Consider the following 16,040-nt stretch of genomic DNA (forward strand, 5'->3'; position numbering starts at 1 on the left):
CGGCTTTGTGGTGCGTGGGTTGGGGGGTGGGGCGGAGCGGCGTCAGACGCCGGCGTAGGAGTGCTTGCCGGTGATGAAGATGTTGACGCCGTAGAAGTTGAACAGCCAGCAGGCGAAGGCGAGCAGGGCCAGGTAGGCGGCCTTGCGCCCGCGCCAGCCGGCGGTGGCCCGGGCGTGCAGGTAGGCGGCGTAGGCGACCCAGGTGATGAACGACCAGGTCTCCTTCGGGTCCCACTCCCAGTACTTGCCCCAGGCGGCCTCGGCCCAGATCGCGCCCGCGATGATGGTGAACGTCCAGAGCGGGAAGATCACCGCGTTGATCCGGTAGGAGAGCTTGTCCAGGGTGCCGGAGGCGGGCAGCCGCTCCATCAGGCTGGCGGCGCGGACGGTGAGGCCGGCCGCGACCCGGTGCTCGTAGCGGTCCTTGAGCAGGTAGGTGGCGGTGGCGACGAACGCGGCGAAGAACGCGCCGCCGCAGATCGTCGCGGTGGAGACGTGGATGCCGAGCCAGTAGGAGTGCAGGGCGGGGACGAGCTGCTCGGAGTCGGTGTAGAGCACGCTGACCGCGATGCCCAGGATCAGCAGCGCGACGACGGTCACCGGCAGGCCGAGCCAGCGGACGTTCTTCCCGGCGACGAGCAGGATGACGTACGCGCCGACCATCATCAGGGCGAAGGCGCACGAGAACTCGTACATGTTGCCCCACGGCCAGCGCATCACGGACAGGCCGCGGGTGATCACGCTGCCGGCGTGCAGGAGCAGGCCGAGGACGGTCAGCGAGACCGCGATCCGACCGGCCAGGTCGGCCTTCTCGCTGGTGCCGGCCGGGCCGGTGCCGTCGGCGGGGACGTCGTCGCCGCGGCCGCTGGTGACCGTGGTGGCGCCGGCGTCGGCGAGGGCGGTGCGGGTGAGGGTGGTGGTGCCCCCGCCCTGGGCGGCGACCGTGACGGTGACCTTGCGCACGCCCTTGGCCGCGTCCGCGGCGTCGGCGACCGTCTCGGCGAGGGTGCTCTGCTGCGCGGAGCGGACGGCGACGCCGCCCTTGGCGCCGAACGTCCACTCGAAGATCTGGGCGAACATGGCCAGGGTGTAGACCGTCATCGCCGAGTAGATGAGGTAGTTGGAGAGGTTGGCCAACTGGGTGTCGACCTGCGCGAGCAGCACCGTCTACTCCTTGGTTTCCGGGGCGGTGGGAACGGCAGCGGCCGGGGAGTCGGCTGCGGCGGGTGCGTCGTCTTCGGGGCGGTCGGAGCTGTCGGGACGGTCGGGGCCGTCGGGGCGGTCGGGGCCGTCCGGGCGGTCGGGGCCGTCCGGTTCGGTCGGCCGGGTCGGCTCGTCGGTCGCCGGGGCGTCCTCCTGGAGGTCGACGGCGAGTTCGGCGAGCTCCTCCGCGGTGCGGGCGGACTCGCTGCGGCCCAGCCCGGCGACCTCGACCAGGGTGCGGCCGTCGGCGCCGGCGGTGGCCCGGACCCAGATCCGGCGGCGCTGGATGAACAGCGAGCCGATCAGGCCGAGGATCGCGCCGACCGCGCCGAGCAGCGCGAGCGTGTTGCCGGGGCGGTGTGAGACGGTGAAGTTGGCCCACTGCTGGTAGCCGTCGAAGGTCAGGGTGCCGTAGCCGTCGGGCAGCTCCCAGCCCTCGCCGACCTTGAGGATCGCGGTGGCGGGCGCGCCGTTGACCTGGAGCTGGGTCATCGCCTTGTCGTCGAGCTCGTACACGTTCTGCGGCAGGCCGCTGTCGGTGCGCAGGTCGCCGGCGTAGACGTTGAGCACCAGGCGGGGGTCGGCGGCGGCCGGGAAGACCGAGATCGGACCGGTGCCGGTGAAGTCGGCCGCCGCGGTGGGCAGGAAGAAGCCCTTGAAGGCGAGCTGGGTCTTGTCGCCCCGGGCGTCGGTGCCGTAGTCGTTGACCTTGATCACGCCGGGCGAGGTGACGTTGGAGTCCCGGGGCAGGAACGGCGTCGGGCCGCGGTAGACGACCTCGTTCTTCGCGTTCCGGACGGTGACCACCGGGGCGAAGCCGTGCGCGGTCAGGAAGACCTTGGAACCGCCCACCTCCAGCGGGTGGTTGACCTCGATCCGGGCGTTCTTCTGCTTGCTGGAGTCGGTGCCGTCCCAGTACCGGACGTTGGCGACGAACTCCTTGGCGGTGCCGGCCGCCGGGCCCTGGGTCTGGTAGTCGGCGGTGAAGCCGTCCAGCTTGAAGCCGAAGGCGTCCAGGTCGTCGACGCCGTAGAACGCCGAGCCGGTGAAGTCGTCGAGCTGGGTGGTGGTGTTGGAGTAGCCCTGGCCCTCCAGCACGATCTTGGTGCCGGAGCCGCTGAACAGGCTGGCCCAGGCGAAACCGGCCAGCAGGGCGAACAGCGCGAAGTGGAACAGCAGGTTGCCGACCTCGCGCAGGTAGCCCTTCTCGGCGGCCACCGAGCCGGGGCCGGCGGCGGCCCGGAAGCCGCGCTTGCGCAGCAGCCGGTGGGCGGCGGCGTTGACGGCCGCCGGGGCGGCGTCGGTGTGCCAGGCCGCGTAGACCGGCATCCGGGTCAGGTTGCGCGGGGCGGCGGGCGGCCGGGCCCGCAGCACGCCGACGAACTGCCAGGTGCGCGGCAGGATGCAGCCGGCCAGCGAGACGAACAGCAGGATGTAGATCGCGGAGAACCACACCGAGCTGTACACGTCGAACAGTTGGAGCTTCTCGTAGAGCGGGGTGATGCCCTTGTGGGCGTTCTTCCACTCCGCGACCTTGAACGCGTTGGTGTTCTGCGGCACCAGCGAGCCGGGGATGGCCGCCAGCGAGAGCAGGAACAGCAGCAGCAGGGCGACCCGCATCGAGGTCAGCTGGCGCCAGAACCAGCGCAGCCAGCCGAGCACGCCCATCCCGACCGGGGCGGTGTCGCTCTCCTCGGGCGCGCTGCTGAGCCGTTCGACGTCGGCTTCGTCCGCGGCGTCGGCCGGCTGGGGGCTGGTCTTGGTGTCGCTCACGGTCAGATTCCGATCGAGAAGTCCTGGGTGAGGGACTGGAGCTGGCTGACCAGCGCGTCCCACACCCCTGTCACCAGGGCCAGGCCGACCAGGACGAGCATGCCGCCGCCGATCCGCATCACCCACTGGTAGTGCTGCTTGACCCAGCCGAAGGCGCCCAGCGCCTTGCGGAACGCCAGGGCGGCCAGCACGAACGGTACGCCGAGGCCGAGGCAGTAGACGGCCATCAGCAGCGCGCCGCGCCCGGCGTCGGCGTCGGCCTGGCTGAAGGCCAGCGCCTGGATGGCGCCCATGGTCGGGCCGATGCACGGCGTCCAGCCGAGGCCGAACACCACGCCGAGCAGCGGGGCGCCGGCCAGGCCGATCGCCGGGCGGCGGTGCGAGCGCAGTTCGCGCATGGTGAAGCCGGGCAGCAGGCCCATGAAGGCCAGGCCCATCAGCACGGTGAGCGCGCCCATCACGATCGAGATGACCCGGCGGTGCTCCTGCAGGGTGTGGCCGAAGGAGCCGAACAGCGCGCCGCCGGAGACGAACACCGCGGCGAAGCCGAGCACGAACAGCAGCGAGCCCCCCAGCATCCGGCCGCGCCGGGCGCCCCGGGCGTCGGAGAGGTCGGCGGCGGAGAAGCCGGTGACGTAGCTGAGGTAGCCGGGCACCAGCGGCAGCACGCACGGCGAGAAGAACGAGACCAGCCCGGCGGCCAGCGCGATCGGCAGCGCGAGCACCAGCGCGCCGCTGCCGACCGTCTCGTTGTACCCGACGCCCTCCGCCGCCAGCAGGACGCTCACTTCGACTCCGCCAGCACCGGGTCGACCATCTTCTGCAGGTCCTCGGCGGACATCGCGCGCATCGCCCGGGCGGCCAGCCGCCCGTCCCGGTCGACCACGATGGTGGTCGGGATGGACTGCGGGTTGAGGCTGCCCTTGGGGAACTTGAGGATCTCGGCGCCGTCCGGGTCGTAGATGCTCGGGTAGGTCACCCCGAAGTTCTTCTCGAACGCGACGGCGTTGGCGGGGTCGGTGTCCCGGGTGTTGATGCCGAGGAACTGGACCTGGTCGCCGTACTTCTCGCTGGTCTCCTGGAGGCCCTTGGCCTCGGCCCGGCAGGGGCTGCACCAGGAGCCCCAGATGTTGAGGACGACCACCTTGCCGCGGTAGTCGGAGAGCTTGAGGGCGCCGCCGCCGTCCAGCGGGGTGCCGGTGACGTCGGGCGCGGCGACCCGCTCGGCGGGGGTGGCGGTGGCGATGCCGCCCTTGCCGGTGACGAAGCCGACTCCGCCGCCGCTGCTGCTGCTGCCGGAGCTGGAGCACCCGGCGAGGGCCAGGGCGGTGGCCGCGCCGAGGGCGGCGGTGAGGCGGAGGCGGCGGCTGGACGTCCGTGACATGTGAAAAGTTTCGCATGGCTCTTCGGCCCGTTTTAGGGGGGTCCGGCCTTGTCGGCCGGACCCCCCGTGACCTGCGCGTTTTCCGCTTATGATCGTCTTAATTCGGGCATATCACCGGCCGCCGCCGCTTACCCGCGGGAGGCCGGTGCGGGACGGGTGCGAGACCGGTACGGGACGGGTGCGAGACCGGTGCGGGCTACGCGCCGAAGCTCTTCCCGACCGGCTTGTCGCCCTTCTTGCCCTTGCCCACCAGGTGGGCCGGCAGCAGGTCCCGGGCCGGCTCGCGGTAGCCGATCGAGACGATCCGGTCGCCCTCGTAGGTGAAGCTGGTCAGCGAGGCCAGCGAGCACTGCCGGCGGCGCGGGTCGTGCCACAGCCGGCGGCGCTCCGCGAACGAGCGCAGGATCCAGATCGGCAGCTGGTGGCTGACGCACACCGCCTCGTGCCCGCGCGCGGCGTCCCGGGCCGCCGCGAGGGCGCCCATCATCCGGACCGCCTGGTCGATGTACGGCTCGCCCCAGGACGGCCGGAACGGGTTGGTCAGGTGCTTCCAGTACCCGGGGTTGCGCAGCGAGCCGTCGCCGACGCCGAAGGTCTTGCCCTCGAAGACGTTCTCCGCCTCGATCAGCCGCGGGTCGGCCGCCACCTGGAGGCCGTGCGCCTTGGCGATCGGCTCGGCGGTCTCCTGCGCCCGCTCCAGCGGCGAGGCCACCACGTACGTGACGTCCCGGTCCTTCAGGTGCTCGGCGACCCGCTCGGCCATCTCCCGGCCCAGGTCGGAGAGGTGGTAGTCGGGCAGGCGGCCGTAGAGCACGCCCTCCGGGTTGTGCACCTCGCCGTGCCGCATCACGTGGACGACGGTGATGTCCTTCTGGTCAGTCACTTGGGCTCCTCGGTGGCCTCGGCGGCGGCGCGGGCGGCCGCGGGCAGGGCGGCGGCGATCCGCTCGACCGCGCGCTCGTCGTGCGCGGCCGAGACGAACCAGGACTCGAAGGCCGACGGCGGCAGGTAGACGCCCTGGCTCAGCATCGAGTGGAAGAACGGGTTGAAGCGGAACGCCTGCTGGGCGCGCGCCTCGTCGTAGTTCGTGACCTGCTGCTCGGTGAAGAAGACCGAGAACATGTTGCCCGCGGTCTGCAGCCGGTGCGCCACGCCCTCCTTGGCGAGCGCCGCGGTGACCAGGCCGGAGACCTCGGCGGCGACCGCGTCGACCTTCGCGTACACCTCGTCGGTGCAGTGCCGCAGCTGGGTCAGGCCCGCGGCGGTGGCGACCGGGTTCCCGGAGAGCGTGCCCGCCTGGTAGACCGGGCCGGCCGGGGCGAGGTGCGCCATCACGTCGGCGCGACCGCCGAAGGCCGCGGCGGGGAAGCCGCCGCCCATCACCTTGCCGAAGGTCAGCAGGTCCGGCGCCCAGCCCTCCCGGGCGGCCTCCAGCCCGTACCAGCCGGCCTTGGAGACCCGGAAGCCGGTCATCACCTCGTCGGAGACGAACAGCGCGCCGTCGGCCCGGCAGAGCTCGGCCAGGCCGTGGTTGAAGCCGGGCAGCGGCGGGACGACGCCCATGTTGCCGGGCGAGGCCTCGGTGATCACGCAGGCGATCTCGCCGGGGTGGGCGGCGAACGCGGCGCGCACCGCGTCCAGGTCGTTGTACGGCAGCACGATGGTGTCGCCGGCCTGGGCGCCGGTCACGCCGGGGGTGTCGGGCAGGCCGAAGGTGGCGACGCCGGAGCCGGCCGCGGCCAGCAGGGCGTCCACGTGGCCGTGGTAGCAGCCGGCGAACTTGACCACCTTGGCGCGGCCGGTGAAGCCGCGGGCCAGCCGGATCGCCGACATGGTCGCCTCGGTGCCACTGGAGACCAGCCGGACCTGCTCGACCGGGGCGATCCGGGAGACGATCTCCTCGGCCAGCTCCACCTCGCCCTGCCCGGGCGTCCCGAACGAGGTGCCGAGGGCCACCGCCCGCTGGACCGCCTCGACCACCGCCGGGTGGGCGTGGCCGAGCAGCATCGGGCCCCAGGAGCAGACCAGGTCCACGTACTCGCGGCCGTCGGCGTCGGTCAGGTACGGGCCGGTGCCGGACACCATGAAGCGGGGCGTGCCGCCGACCGCGCGGAAGGCCCGCACCGGCGAGTTGACCCCGCCGGGGGTGACGGCCAGGGCGCGGTCGAACAGCGACTGGGACTGGGGGGCTTCGTACGGGTAGCTCATCTGCTCGCTCATCCGTTGGGTGCTGGGAGCGGCCGGGAACCGCCCTTACCCGCACATGGTCTCAAATCGTGTCCTGGCGTTCTGCATGTCGGGCCCGATCATCTGGAACGATGATCCGTGTGCTGCTCCCCTCACCGGCTGTGCCGAAGGTAAGGTCGAGTGACGCGCGCTCGTGTAGCACGCCAAACAGACGGGTAAGGGGCATGTTCGGAGGGACACCGAGCATGCGGGGGTCTGTCGATTCCGGCGAGTTCCGGTGAGGATGGTCCAGTGTCCGAGAGGCAGGACGGTTTCGACGAGGGCGCGGGCCACGGCCGCAGGCCCGGCGAGACCGGCGGGGGTACGGGTACCGGCAGGGGAAGGAGGGGCGAGGGCAGAGTGGGGGTCACCTACAAGTACTTCGGCGCTCCGGACCGGGCGACCGCCGCCAGGGTTCCCACCGCCCTCGGCCCCGGCGGCCTCGGGCTCGACGCCGGAGAGCTCGGCGCCCTCGGCCGGCTCGGCGACCTGATGGAGACCAGCGGCTCCGTCAACGGCCACCTCTCCACCAAGATCAAGCCGGAGACCATGAGCGCGATGGTCCTCACCGGCATCCAGGGCGTCCCGCTGCACCACGTCCCACCGCTCGAACTCGTCGTCCTGCACCCCGACTACGCGGTGGTCCAACTCCCGCACACCGTCGTGGAACCGCTCCGCAAGGCCGACGAGACCGAGCTCGGCGCCGCCGCCTTCATCTGGTCCACCGTCCCCGACCGCCGCGGCCCGCGGGACGCCTTCGTCATCTACCAGATGCTGCACGAGTGGCAGGACTTCGCCAGCCGCCTGCACGAGGCCGGGCACCAGCTCTACTGCCTGGTCTGGCCCTGACCCTCGGGGCACCGGCCGGTGGCCGACGCCGCGCACCGTCCCGATGACGCGGCGGGCCCGGGCGGCCGGGCCGGGCGCTCCAGGGAGCTGAACTCCGTTGCGGTCAGCCGCAGTCGGGCCTTCCCGATGCCGCACCGCCGGACCGCCACCGTTCGACCGGTGCTGCCGGGCGCCGCAGCGGACCGGTGGACGGGCGCGGTGGTTTTCCACAGACCTGTGGACAACTGTTCGGGTTTTCCACCGGCGGCGGCGGGCGGGCCGTTCAGGCGTCGAAGTCGTACTCCAGGATGTAGGAGGCCGAGTCGAGCACCATCTCGTTGACCTCCACCGCCTGGCCGTCCTCGGCGAAGGCGATCCGGTGCACCAGGAAGACGGGGGTGCCGGGGGCCAGGGCCAGGCGTTCGGCCTCGTCGCCGGCGGGCATTCGGGAGCGGATCTGCTCCTGGAAGTGCACCGGCTTGTGGCCGAGTTCGGCGAGCCGGGCGTAGGTGCCGCCGGGGCCGGTGTCCGGGTCGGTGATCCGGGTGCCGGCGACCAGGGCGGCGGGGAGGTAGGAGTCGGAGACCAGCACCGGCTTGCCGTCCAGGACGAAGCGGCGGCTGCGCACGCAGGCCGGTTCGCCGCCCTTGAGGCCGAGCACGGCGGCGATCTGCTCGGGCGCCTCCCGCTCGGTGACGCTCAGCTGGTCCACCGTCAGTTCGCGGGCCGCTATGTCCGCCGACCAGACCGAGGCGCCGCCGCCCCAGGTGCGGCCGGACAGCCGCTGGATGCCGCGCCGCCTTATCGGCCGGAACTCCCGGACGAAGACGCCGACGCCGCGGCGGGCCTCCGCTATCCCCTCGCCCTGGAGCACCCCGAGCGCCTGACGGGCCGTCATCCTGGCCACGCCGTACGTCGCCATCAGGTCGTTCTCGCCGGGGAGCCGGTCGCCGGGACGGTAGCGGCCGGTGTCGATCTCGCGCTTGAGGTCCTCGGCGATCCGCTGGTACTTGGGCTGCGTGACGCGCGGGTGACTGTTCATGGCGGCGGACTTCCTTCCCCTCTCTAGACATCCTACGCAGGGCCGAGACCCTGACGCATTGACATCTCTAGAGATTTCAGCTTGTCTAGAGATGTTGGGATCTGACATACCCTCATATCGGCTGCCGAGTCTCCGCCCATCGGGCGAAACCGCGTGAGGAGCCCGCCATGTCCGTCCACCGTCGATGGTTCTCACTGCCCCGCGAGCCCGCCACCGTCGCCGCCGGACGCCGCCGGGTCCGCGACCTCCTCACCACCTGGAACACCCCGCTCGACGAGGACACCCGCTTCACCCTCGACCTCGTCACCTCCGAACTCCTCGGCAACGCCGTCCGCCACGCCACCGGCCCCGCCGTCACCGTCGGCGTGCACGCCGACCCGCTGCACCACCGCGCCGTCATAGAGGTCTACGACTCCTCCCCCGTCCTCCCCGGCCTCGCCGCCGGCCGCCCCGCCGACGACGAGGAGTCCGGCCGCGGCCTGCTGCTGATCGCCGAACTCGCCCTCGCCCACGGGGTGGTGCGCAAGCGCGGCGGCAAGTGGGTCTGGGCCGAGATCGCCCTCCCGGGTGCGGCCTCCCGCCCGGCCGGGGGCGCCGCCGACGGCACGCCGCGCCCGGCGCCGTCCGGCAAGATCGCGCCCTGGGCGATGACCTGCCAGTGAACCCGGTGGACGCGGTGAACCCGGCGAGCCCGGTAAGCCCGGTAAGCCCGGTGGACGCGGCGTCAGGCCGTCAGCGCGCGGTGCAGCTCCTCGGTGCCGCGGCCCAGTGACCGCGCCGCCAGCCAGGCCGCCGCGCCCGCGCCGTTCCCGGCGGGGCGGAGCGGGGCGTCCGGCCAGCGGGCGGCGAGCAGCGGGCGGAGCCGGGCGGCCAGCGGGGTCGGGGTGCTGAGCAGCCCGCCGGCCAGCACGATCGGGAGGGCGCAACCGCGGGCGCGGAGCAGGCCGAGCGTGTCGAGCAGGTGGTCGGCGGCCCGGGCGACCAGGGTGAGGGCCGTCGGGTCGCCCGCCCCGGCCCGCTCCAGGACGACGGGGGCGAGCCGGGCCAGCCGGGTCGGGGCCTGCCCGTGGACGGCGGTGATCAGCGCCGAGCGGAGGTCGTCGCCCGAGCCGCCCGAGCCGTCCGGGCCGGTCAGCGCCCCGGCGACCGCCGCGGCCAGGCCGGTGAGCGGCTCGTCCCGGTCGAGGGCGGTCAGGGTGGCGGAGACGGCCTCGCGGCCGAGCCAGACGCCCGAGCCCCGGTCGCCCAGCAGCCAGCCGTGGCCGTCCGCGGTGCGGGTCAGCTCGTGGCCGCGGATCTCGGCGGCCATCCCGCCCGTCCCGCTGAGCACCACGTTCCCGTCCGGCGCGGAGGTGCCCGCGGCGTGCGCCAGCAGGACGTCGCTGACCAGCACGGGGTGCGCGCCCAGCCCGAGCGCGTCCCACAGTCCGCCGAACGCGGGCCGCGCCACCAGGCCGCCCGCCAGCCCGAGCACCCCCGCCGCCACCCGCCCCGGGTCCAGCCCGGCCAGCGCGGCCCGCACGGTGTCACCGATCTCCTTCGCCGCGGCCTCCGCCCCGTGCGCGACCGGGTTCCCCCCGGCCCCGCGGGCGGCCCCCAGCACCCGCCCGTCCAGGTCGGCGACCAGCACCCGGGTGCTGGTGCCCCCGACGTCCAACCCCAACACCAGCCGCGCACCGGCCACCGCGCACCTCCAGGCAGATCGACGGCTCACATGCTCCCACCTGCGGCCCGGCCGCGTTCCCGGTCCCCCGGGGGGCGGGTAATCCAGTTGACCCGGCGGCCAGGATGGCGGGGTGGGAGAGATACCGAAGAGGCAGGTCAGGGCCTGCTACGACGAGGAGACGGTGACGGTCTACCAGGCGTTCCGGCCGGAGATCGCGGAACCCGCCGCCGCCGCGGGGCGGTTCCCGGCGACGTTCGACACCGGGCGGATGACGTGGGTGAAGCCGTCGTTCCGCTGGCTGCTGCACCGCAGCGACTGGGCCCGCGCCGGGGGCCAGGAGCGGGTGCTGGGGGTGGTGATCCGCCGGGAGGGGTTCGACGCCGCGCTGGCGGCAGCGGTGCTGAGCTCGTACCGGCGCGGGGTGCACGCCTCGAAGGCGCAGTGGCAGCGGGAGCTGCGGCGCGGCGCGGCCCGGGTGCAGTGGGACCCGGAGCGGGACCTGCGCCTGCGGCCGCTGGACCACCGCTCGCTCCAGCTCGGGCTGGGCGGGGAGCTGGTGCGGCGCTACGTCGGGGAGTGGCTGGTGCGGATCGAGGACCTGACGCCGCTGGTCCGGGAGTTGCACGCGACGCGGGACGCGGGGCTGCTGCCGCCGGAGCGGCCGTACCCGGTGGCTCCGGGTACGGCCGTCCGGCTGGGCATGCCCTGAGGGGCTTGCTGAGGGGCCTGCTACGGGGCCCGCTGAGGGGCCGTCAGCCGTGCAGGTAGACGATGCCGAGCTTGGTGAGCTGCCAGTGCTGGGCGGCGGAGCCGTTGTCGGCGGCGAGCTGGACCAGGTGGTTGCCCTGGGCGTCGGTCTGGGGGGTGGCGGTGGCGAGCTTGGTCGGGTCCTGGGAGTCGGCGAGCTTGTAGCTGCCGTCGCCGACCGGCTGGAGCAGCCAGTGCTGGTTGCCGCCGCCGTTGCAGCGCCACTGCTCGATCTTGGCGCCGGGCGCGGTGGAGGCGCCGGCCACGTCGAGGCACATGTCGCGGTTGCCGCTGAAGTCGAGTTCGTAGGAGCCGCCGGCCTTGACCTCGAACACGAAGGACTGGTTGAGCCCGCCGGTGGCCGGATAGGTGATGGCGGTGCGGCCGTTGGTGGAGTCGCCGTAGCTGCCGCCGCCGGACAGGTCGAGCGCCCGGCCGTCGGACTGGTTGGTGAGCTGGTACCAGGCGCCGTCCTCGGGGGTGTCGGGGAACGGCTTGCCGGGGGTGAGCGGGGTGATCGAGGTGGTGTTCTGCTGGTTGAGCGAGCAGAACGCCTGGCCGAGCGCGGCCTGCTGGTAGAACTGCCGCAGGCAGGCGGCCTCGGCGGCGTACCCGGCGACCCGCAGGTGGTACGACTGGCGGACGTTGTTCATGCACAGGCCGGGGATGGAGATCGGGCTGTCGCAGCCGTTGCGGGTCTTCTCGGACAGGTCGATCACGTCGCCGTTGGTGTACTCGTACGGCGAGCTGGTCCACTCGGCGCAGACCTCGTGGCCGAAGGCGACCCGGCGCTGGTCGAGGTAGCGCACGCCGGGGACGCCGGCGGCGGCTTCGCGCAGGGCATCGCTGAGGGTGGGGACCACCCAGTTGTGGCCCCAGGCGAGGTCCTCGGGGAAGGCCGGGCAGCCGTCGGCGACCTTGCCGGCGTAGTCGTTGCGCCGGATGTCGGGGGTGATCGGGTTGAAGTACGACTGGTAGACCAGTTGGTAGGAGTCGTCCGGGTAGCCGGCCGCCCGCATCGTGGTGCGGACGCTGGTGAGCGCGGCGGTCACCTTGGGCTTGACGCCGGCGGCGCGGCGGGTGATCTCGGCGCTGCCGATGGTGTCCCGGCAGCCCTGGGACTGCGGGATCGGGAAGTACTGGGCGAGGCAGTCCATCATGATGTTCGCGAACTCGAAGTCGTCGTTCGCGCCGATCGTGACGACCACCATCTTGACGTCGTACTGGCGTGCGGTGGCGGCGAGTTGGACGTCCTGCTTGGGTTCGCCGAAGTCGCCGCTGCCGGGGCCGGTGATCTTCGCCAGCTCCGGGTCGCTGACCAGGTCGCCGGTCTGCGCGCCGGAGCAGGCCAGGTCGACCGGGGTGACGCCGGGCAGTTGGGTCACGAATATCTCGGACCTGGTGGAGCGGTGGCAGTAGTTGGTGGGGGTGTCGGTGCCGGGGACGTAGTCGTCGCCGGTGTCGGTGCCGGCGCCTTCGCCGGAGATCGCGCTGTCGCCGAGCGCGACGATCGCGGCGGGCTTGCCCGGGTTCCCGGACGCGGCACTGGCGTCGGCGGTGCCGAGCCCGGCGCCGAGGCCGAGGGCGGCGAGCAGGGCGGCGGTGGCGAGCAGCGCGGGCGGGCGGCGGCGGGCGGCCCTCCCGAGGGGTGTCCTGGACACTCATGACTCCTTGCGAGGGTGGGGGATCGCCCGGCGGCTGCCGGGCGGCGCGGAGCACGGGGGCCGGGCGGGGGCCCGGCGAACATGAGGCAGGCTCACATGCTAGGTACTGACAGGTAACACAACAAGACTCGCGGCAGCATGACGGAGCGTCAGCGACCGCGCCGGGCACCGCGTCCGGCACCGCGTCCGGCACCGTTCCTGGCCCGGGCACCATTCCGGGCCCGGGCCCGGGCCCGGAAAAGCGGACGAGCCGCCGCCCGCACCCCGCCAGGAGGGTGTGGACGGCGGCTCGGCCGACGGGCCGTGCGTCAGCCGACGTTGGCGCAGGAGTTGCCGAACGCCGGGTTCAGGGCGCCGATGACGTCGATCGAGTTGCCGCACAGGTTGACCGGGATGTGCACCGGCACCTGGATCTCGTTGCCGGAGGCGACACCGGGGGAACCGGCGGCGACACCCTCGGCACCGCTGCTCGCCATGGCGGAGCCCGCACCGGCGGCGACGATGCCCACGACAGCGGCGCCGACGGCGGCGGCCTTCTTGATGCTCATTGAGTCTCCTCGATAAATCAGATCTTCCAATTGCCGCGCCGGGGGCTGCCGAAGGAAGCACACGGGACGTGCACCAGGCCAACGAAGCCGCCCCGGGGCGGTTGCGGACGCCCCCGAACAATCACCCACTCGGCCTAATCCGCGCATTCGGGTGATCGGGGAATCCGCCCGTTTCCCCGGCCGCGCCGGCTCGTTCTTCCTCACGAACACCGCTCCACAGGCAGCCCCCGTGCCGCCCTGGACGCGCCGCCAAACGACCGCCCCCAGCCGTGAGTGGGCAGCCGTCGGCGCACCCCGACGCGGCACGCGTCGCCCAAGCCACGGGCGACACGAGGGTGTTGGGCCGCGTGAGTGACATTCACGGCGCATCCGGAAAACCGCGGGTGATGATGCGATCGCCCGGCACCCGACCATCCACAGTCGGGCAGAACGTGAGGAAGAAAGCTATGCGCAACTTCAAGAAGGCCGCGGTCCTGTCCGTCGCCGCCGCCGGTATGGTCCTCGGCTCGGCCGGTCTGGCCAACGCCTCGGCCGGTGCCGAGGGCGTCGCCGCGGGCTCCCCCGGCGTGCTCTCCGGCAACCTGATCCAGGTCCCGGTCCACGTCCCGGTCAACGTCTGCGGCAACACCGTGAACGTGATCGGCCTGCTGAACCCGGCGTTCGGCAACTCCTGCGCCAACGTCGGCTGAACTGCCTGACGCAGCGCCCGCGCCGCACCGCACGGTCCCGTGCGGTGCGGCGCACCAACTCCCTGTGTGATCTAGGAGATCAACCCCCATGCAGAACGTGAAGAAGGCCGCCGTCCTGTCGGCCGCCGCGGCCGGCCTGGTGCTCGGCTCCGCCGGTCTGGCCAACGCCTCGGCCGGTGCCGAGGGCGTCGCCGCCAACTCCCCCGGCGTGCTCTCCGGCAACGCCGTGCAGGTCCCGGTGCACGTCCCGGTGAACGTCTGCGGCAACTCGATCAACGTGATCGGCCTGCTGAACCCGGCGTTCGGCAACTCCTGCGCCAACGTGGACCTGCCGGCCGAGCACCACGAGCACCACGAGCCGCCGGTCGACGAAGACTGCTGACCAGCCCCGCTGATCGGCAACCCCGTGCAGACCGCCCCTCGGCCCAGTGGCCGGGGGCCGCGCGCGTTTCCCCTGGAGCACCGTTCCACTCACCCCGAAGGATTGGCCGATGACCCGGAAGACCACCGGCGCCGTGGCCGCGCTCGGCGCCGCCGTGCTGCTCGGCGGCGTCACCGCCCAGGCCGCGCACGCCGAGACCGAACCGCTCGGCGGGCTGCCCGCGCCCACCACCCACCTGCAGAACACCGACGCCCAGCAGGCCCTCGGCGGCACCACCGGTGCGCTCGGCTACGCGGTCGCCCCGCTGAAGGAGCTGCGGCTCGACCCGTGGGCCGGGTCCGGCGCGGACGTGCTGAACAACGGCGTCGCGGTCGTCCCCGACAACGGCGTCGCCCCGGTCGGCACCGCCCCGCTCACCGCCCCGCTGTCCGGCGGCGGCGGCGCGAAGGACCTCCCGCTGGCCGGCCCGCTGCTCGGCGTGCTGCCGGGCTGAGCCGGTACGCCGACGGCCCGGGCCCCCGACGGGGCCCGGGCCGTTCGCGTGCCGCCGGGTCAGACCCGGCTCTGGTCCAGCGCGCCGGTGAGGGTGCCCACCGGGTCGGCCTGGTTCATCATCTCGCCGGTGGTGGCGGTGGTGGTGGCGGCCAGGTTCCGCACCGAGTCGGTGACCGAGAGCTGGTCCTGCTCGCCGCCGAGCGAGGCGCTCGCCCCCGGGACGGCCTGCACCGGCGCGGTCACCAGGTGCGGGTCGACCTTGTCCAGGCTCAGCGCGGCGTCGGTGAGCTGCCCGCCCTGCCCCTCGACGAAGGAGACCGGCTGCCCCAGGCCCAGCGCCGGGCCGGCCAGGTTGAGCGGGGCGGCCGGGGCGTCCAGGCCGAGGGTGCCCAGCTCGGCGCCGCGGTCGGCCTCGGGCAGCGGCAGCGCAGCGGCCAGCGAGGGGCCCTCCTTGCCGCCGCCGATCGACGGCAGCACCTGGTCCGGGACCGGGTGGGTGCTGCTCTGGCCGTTGTCGGTGGAGGCCGACAGCGGCGAGGCCGGGATCGTGCCGTGGACCCCGCCGCCGTCCGGCAGCAGCGGGAGCGGGGTGGCGGCCGTGCTGAGCGGGATGCTGAACGGCACCTCCTGGCCGGCCGTGGCGTTCTCGATCGCGGCCACCTCGGCCGGGGTCTTCGGAGCCGCCTGGGCCACGCCCTGCGCCGCCGCCACGCCGGCGCCGACCGCCAGCAGCAGGGCGCCGGTCGCCCGCTTGGAGAGCTTCATGCTGTTCGCCGTTCGTTCGGGGAGTTCGGGAAATCGGTTCGAGTGCCCGGTGGGCACCCTGGCGAACGAGCCAGCTCCCTCGCGGATAGCGGGTGTTGACCGGAACGGCTGAATAGTCCGATCTCCGCATCGTCAACAATCCGACCGGCACGCGGGTAAAACGGCGGCCAATGACGAATTTCCCGCAGACCCCGTAACTTTCCGTGCCGCCATTCTTTGATCCCGACGACGACGGGGCAGCACCCCTCGAACAGCATTTCAGAGAGGTATCTCCACCATGCTCAAGAAGACTTTCGCTACCGTCGGCCTGGCCGCCGCAGCGCTGGCCGCGGTGTCCACCCCCGCCGTCGCCATCGGCAACGCGGACGGTTCGGCCGGCTCGATCCAGGGCAACGGCGGCACCAACGCCACCGGCACCTGGGGCAACCACAGCCCGAACTTCCACTTCGCCGACAACCCGAACATCTGCCTCCCGGAGATCCACAACATCGGTGTCGCCGTGCTCGGCGTGGCCGTCCCGGTCGAGGTCGACGCGCTCAACAACCAGCCCAAGCAGACCTGCGTGGTCGGCCAGGGCACCCTCGGCAGCGGCGACGGCGGCGTCTCCCACCTGGTCGGCTGACCCACC

At 73.0% G+C, this 16,040-nt stretch carries 18 protein-coding genes; 7 read left to right on the forward strand and 11 right to left on the reverse strand.

The window, feature by feature from the left end:
- Positions 1 to 42 precede the first annotated feature (42 nt).
- From ccsB to hemL, 6 genes are all read right to left on the reverse strand, one after another.
- A complete protein-coding gene (ccsB, locus tag QMQ26_RS15205) occupies positions 43 to 1,164 on the reverse strand; it encodes a c-type cytochrome biogenesis protein CcsB (protein ID WP_282206013.1) in 1,122 nt (373 codons plus the stop codon).
- Between the two features lie 3 nt (positions 1,165 to 1,167).
- The gene (locus QMQ26_RS15210; RefSeq protein WP_282206014.1) at positions 1,168 to 2,976 is read right to left on the reverse strand and encodes a cytochrome c biogenesis protein ResB; all 1,809 of its coding nucleotides are present in this window, start codon (positions 2,974 to 2,976) and stop codon (positions 1,168 to 1,170) included.
- Positions 2,977 to 2,978: 2 nt separating this feature from the next.
- Positions 2,979 to 3,764, reverse strand: a complete 786-nt coding sequence (locus tag QMQ26_RS15215) for a cytochrome c biogenesis CcdA family protein (RefSeq protein WP_100837740.1) — start codon at positions 3,762 to 3,764, stop codon at positions 2,979 to 2,981.
- A complete protein-coding gene (locus QMQ26_RS15220; RefSeq protein ID WP_100837739.1) occupies positions 3,761 to 4,360 on the reverse strand; it encodes a TlpA family protein disulfide reductase in 600 nt (199 codons plus the stop codon). The genes QMQ26_RS15215 and QMQ26_RS15220 overlap by 4 nt, the downstream gene beginning before the upstream one ends.
- A gap of 196 nt (positions 4,361 to 4,556) precedes the next feature.
- Positions 4,557 to 5,207 carry a histidine phosphatase family protein gene (locus QMQ26_RS15225; protein ID WP_100838642.1) on the reverse strand — a complete coding sequence of 217 codons (651 nt, stop codon included), beginning with the start codon at positions 5,205 to 5,207 and terminating at the stop codon, positions 4,557 to 4,559.
- 32 nt (positions 5,208 to 5,239) lie between these two features.
- Positions 5,240 to 6,580 carry a glutamate-1-semialdehyde 2,1-aminomutase gene (gene hemL, locus QMQ26_RS15230; protein WP_100837738.1) on the reverse strand — a complete coding sequence of 447 codons (1,341 nt, stop codon included), beginning with the start codon at positions 6,578 to 6,580 and terminating at the stop codon, positions 5,240 to 5,242.
- Between the two features lie 258 nt (positions 6,581 to 6,838).
- Here hemL and QMQ26_RS15235 point away from each other — a divergent pair, with 258 nt between their 5' ends.
- A complete protein-coding gene (locus QMQ26_RS15235) occupies positions 6,839 to 7,435 on the forward strand; it encodes a hypothetical protein (protein WP_282206015.1) in 597 nt (198 codons plus the stop codon).
- A gap of 262 nt (positions 7,436 to 7,697) precedes the next feature.
- On the opposite strand, the gene QMQ26_RS15240 is transcribed toward QMQ26_RS15235, so the two are convergent.
- A complete protein-coding gene (locus QMQ26_RS15240) occupies positions 7,698 to 8,456 on the reverse strand; it encodes a GntR family transcriptional regulator (RefSeq protein ID WP_282206016.1) in 759 nt (252 codons plus the stop codon).
- Positions 8,457 to 8,623: 167 nt separating this feature from the next.
- Here QMQ26_RS15240 and QMQ26_RS15245 point away from each other — a divergent pair, with 167 nt between their 5' ends.
- Entirely contained in the window at positions 8,624 to 9,118 is a 495-nt protein-coding gene (locus QMQ26_RS15245) for an ATP-binding protein (RefSeq protein ID WP_100837735.1), read from the forward strand.
- 62 nt (positions 9,119 to 9,180) lie between these two features.
- On the opposite strand, the gene QMQ26_RS15250 is transcribed toward QMQ26_RS15245, so the two are convergent.
- Positions 9,181 to 10,140 (reverse strand): N-acetylglucosamine kinase, encoded by a 960-nt coding sequence (locus tag QMQ26_RS15250; RefSeq protein WP_282206017.1) that lies wholly within the window; start codon positions 10,138 to 10,140, stop codon positions 9,181 to 9,183.
- Positions 10,141 to 10,252: 112 nt separating this feature from the next.
- Here QMQ26_RS15250 and QMQ26_RS15255 point away from each other — a divergent pair, with 112 nt between their 5' ends.
- Entirely contained in the window at positions 10,253 to 10,831 is a 579-nt protein-coding gene (locus QMQ26_RS15255) for a DUF4291 domain-containing protein (protein ID WP_282206018.1), read from the forward strand.
- Between the two features lie 43 nt (positions 10,832 to 10,874).
- Here the strand turns inward: QMQ26_RS15255 and QMQ26_RS15260 are convergent, their stop codons facing one another.
- Both QMQ26_RS15260 and QMQ26_RS15265 read right to left on the reverse strand, forming a co-directional pair.
- A complete protein-coding gene (locus tag QMQ26_RS15260; protein WP_282206019.1) occupies positions 10,875 to 12,530 on the reverse strand; it encodes an RICIN domain-containing protein in 1,656 nt (551 codons plus the stop codon).
- Between the two features lie 311 nt (positions 12,531 to 12,841).
- Complete coding sequence (locus QMQ26_RS15265; protein ID WP_030457840.1) at positions 12,842 to 13,081, reverse strand: chaplin; 240 nt, start codon at positions 13,079 to 13,081, stop codon at positions 12,842 to 12,844.
- A gap of 446 nt (positions 13,082 to 13,527) precedes the next feature.
- Here QMQ26_RS15265 and QMQ26_RS15270 point away from each other — a divergent pair, with 446 nt between their 5' ends.
- The 3 genes from QMQ26_RS15270 (at position 13,528) to QMQ26_RS15280 (ending at position 14,645) form a co-directional block, all read left to right on the forward strand.
- Positions 13,528 to 13,770, forward strand: coding sequence for a chaplin (locus QMQ26_RS15270; RefSeq protein WP_100837733.1), 243 nt, complete (start codon positions 13,528 to 13,530; stop codon positions 13,768 to 13,770).
- Between the two features lie 88 nt (positions 13,771 to 13,858).
- Positions 13,859 to 14,152, forward strand: coding sequence for a chaplin (locus QMQ26_RS15275; RefSeq protein WP_111555981.1), 294 nt, complete (start codon positions 13,859 to 13,861; stop codon positions 14,150 to 14,152).
- 109 nt (positions 14,153 to 14,261) lie between these two features.
- Complete coding sequence (locus tag QMQ26_RS15280; RefSeq protein WP_100837731.1) at positions 14,262 to 14,645, forward strand: hypothetical protein; 384 nt, start codon at positions 14,262 to 14,264, stop codon at positions 14,643 to 14,645.
- A gap of 59 nt (positions 14,646 to 14,704) precedes the next feature.
- On the opposite strand, the gene QMQ26_RS15285 is transcribed toward QMQ26_RS15280, so the two are convergent.
- Positions 14,705 to 15,412 carry a hypothetical protein gene (locus QMQ26_RS15285; RefSeq protein ID WP_282206020.1) on the reverse strand — a complete coding sequence of 236 codons (708 nt, stop codon included), beginning with the start codon at positions 15,410 to 15,412 and terminating at the stop codon, positions 14,705 to 14,707.
- Positions 15,413 to 15,689: 277 nt separating this feature from the next.
- Here QMQ26_RS15285 and QMQ26_RS15290 point away from each other — a divergent pair, with 277 nt between their 5' ends.
- On the forward strand, positions 15,690 to 16,034 hold the full coding sequence (locus QMQ26_RS15290) for a rodlet layer protein (protein ID WP_100837729.1): 345 nt from the start codon (positions 15,690 to 15,692) through the stop codon (positions 16,032 to 16,034).
- Positions 16,035 to 16,040 lie beyond the last annotated feature (6 nt).

The organism is Kitasatospora fiedleri, from assembly GCF_948472415.1.
GTDB classification, from domain to species: Bacteria; Actinomycetota; Actinomycetes; order Streptomycetales; family Streptomycetaceae; genus Kitasatospora; species Kitasatospora fiedleri.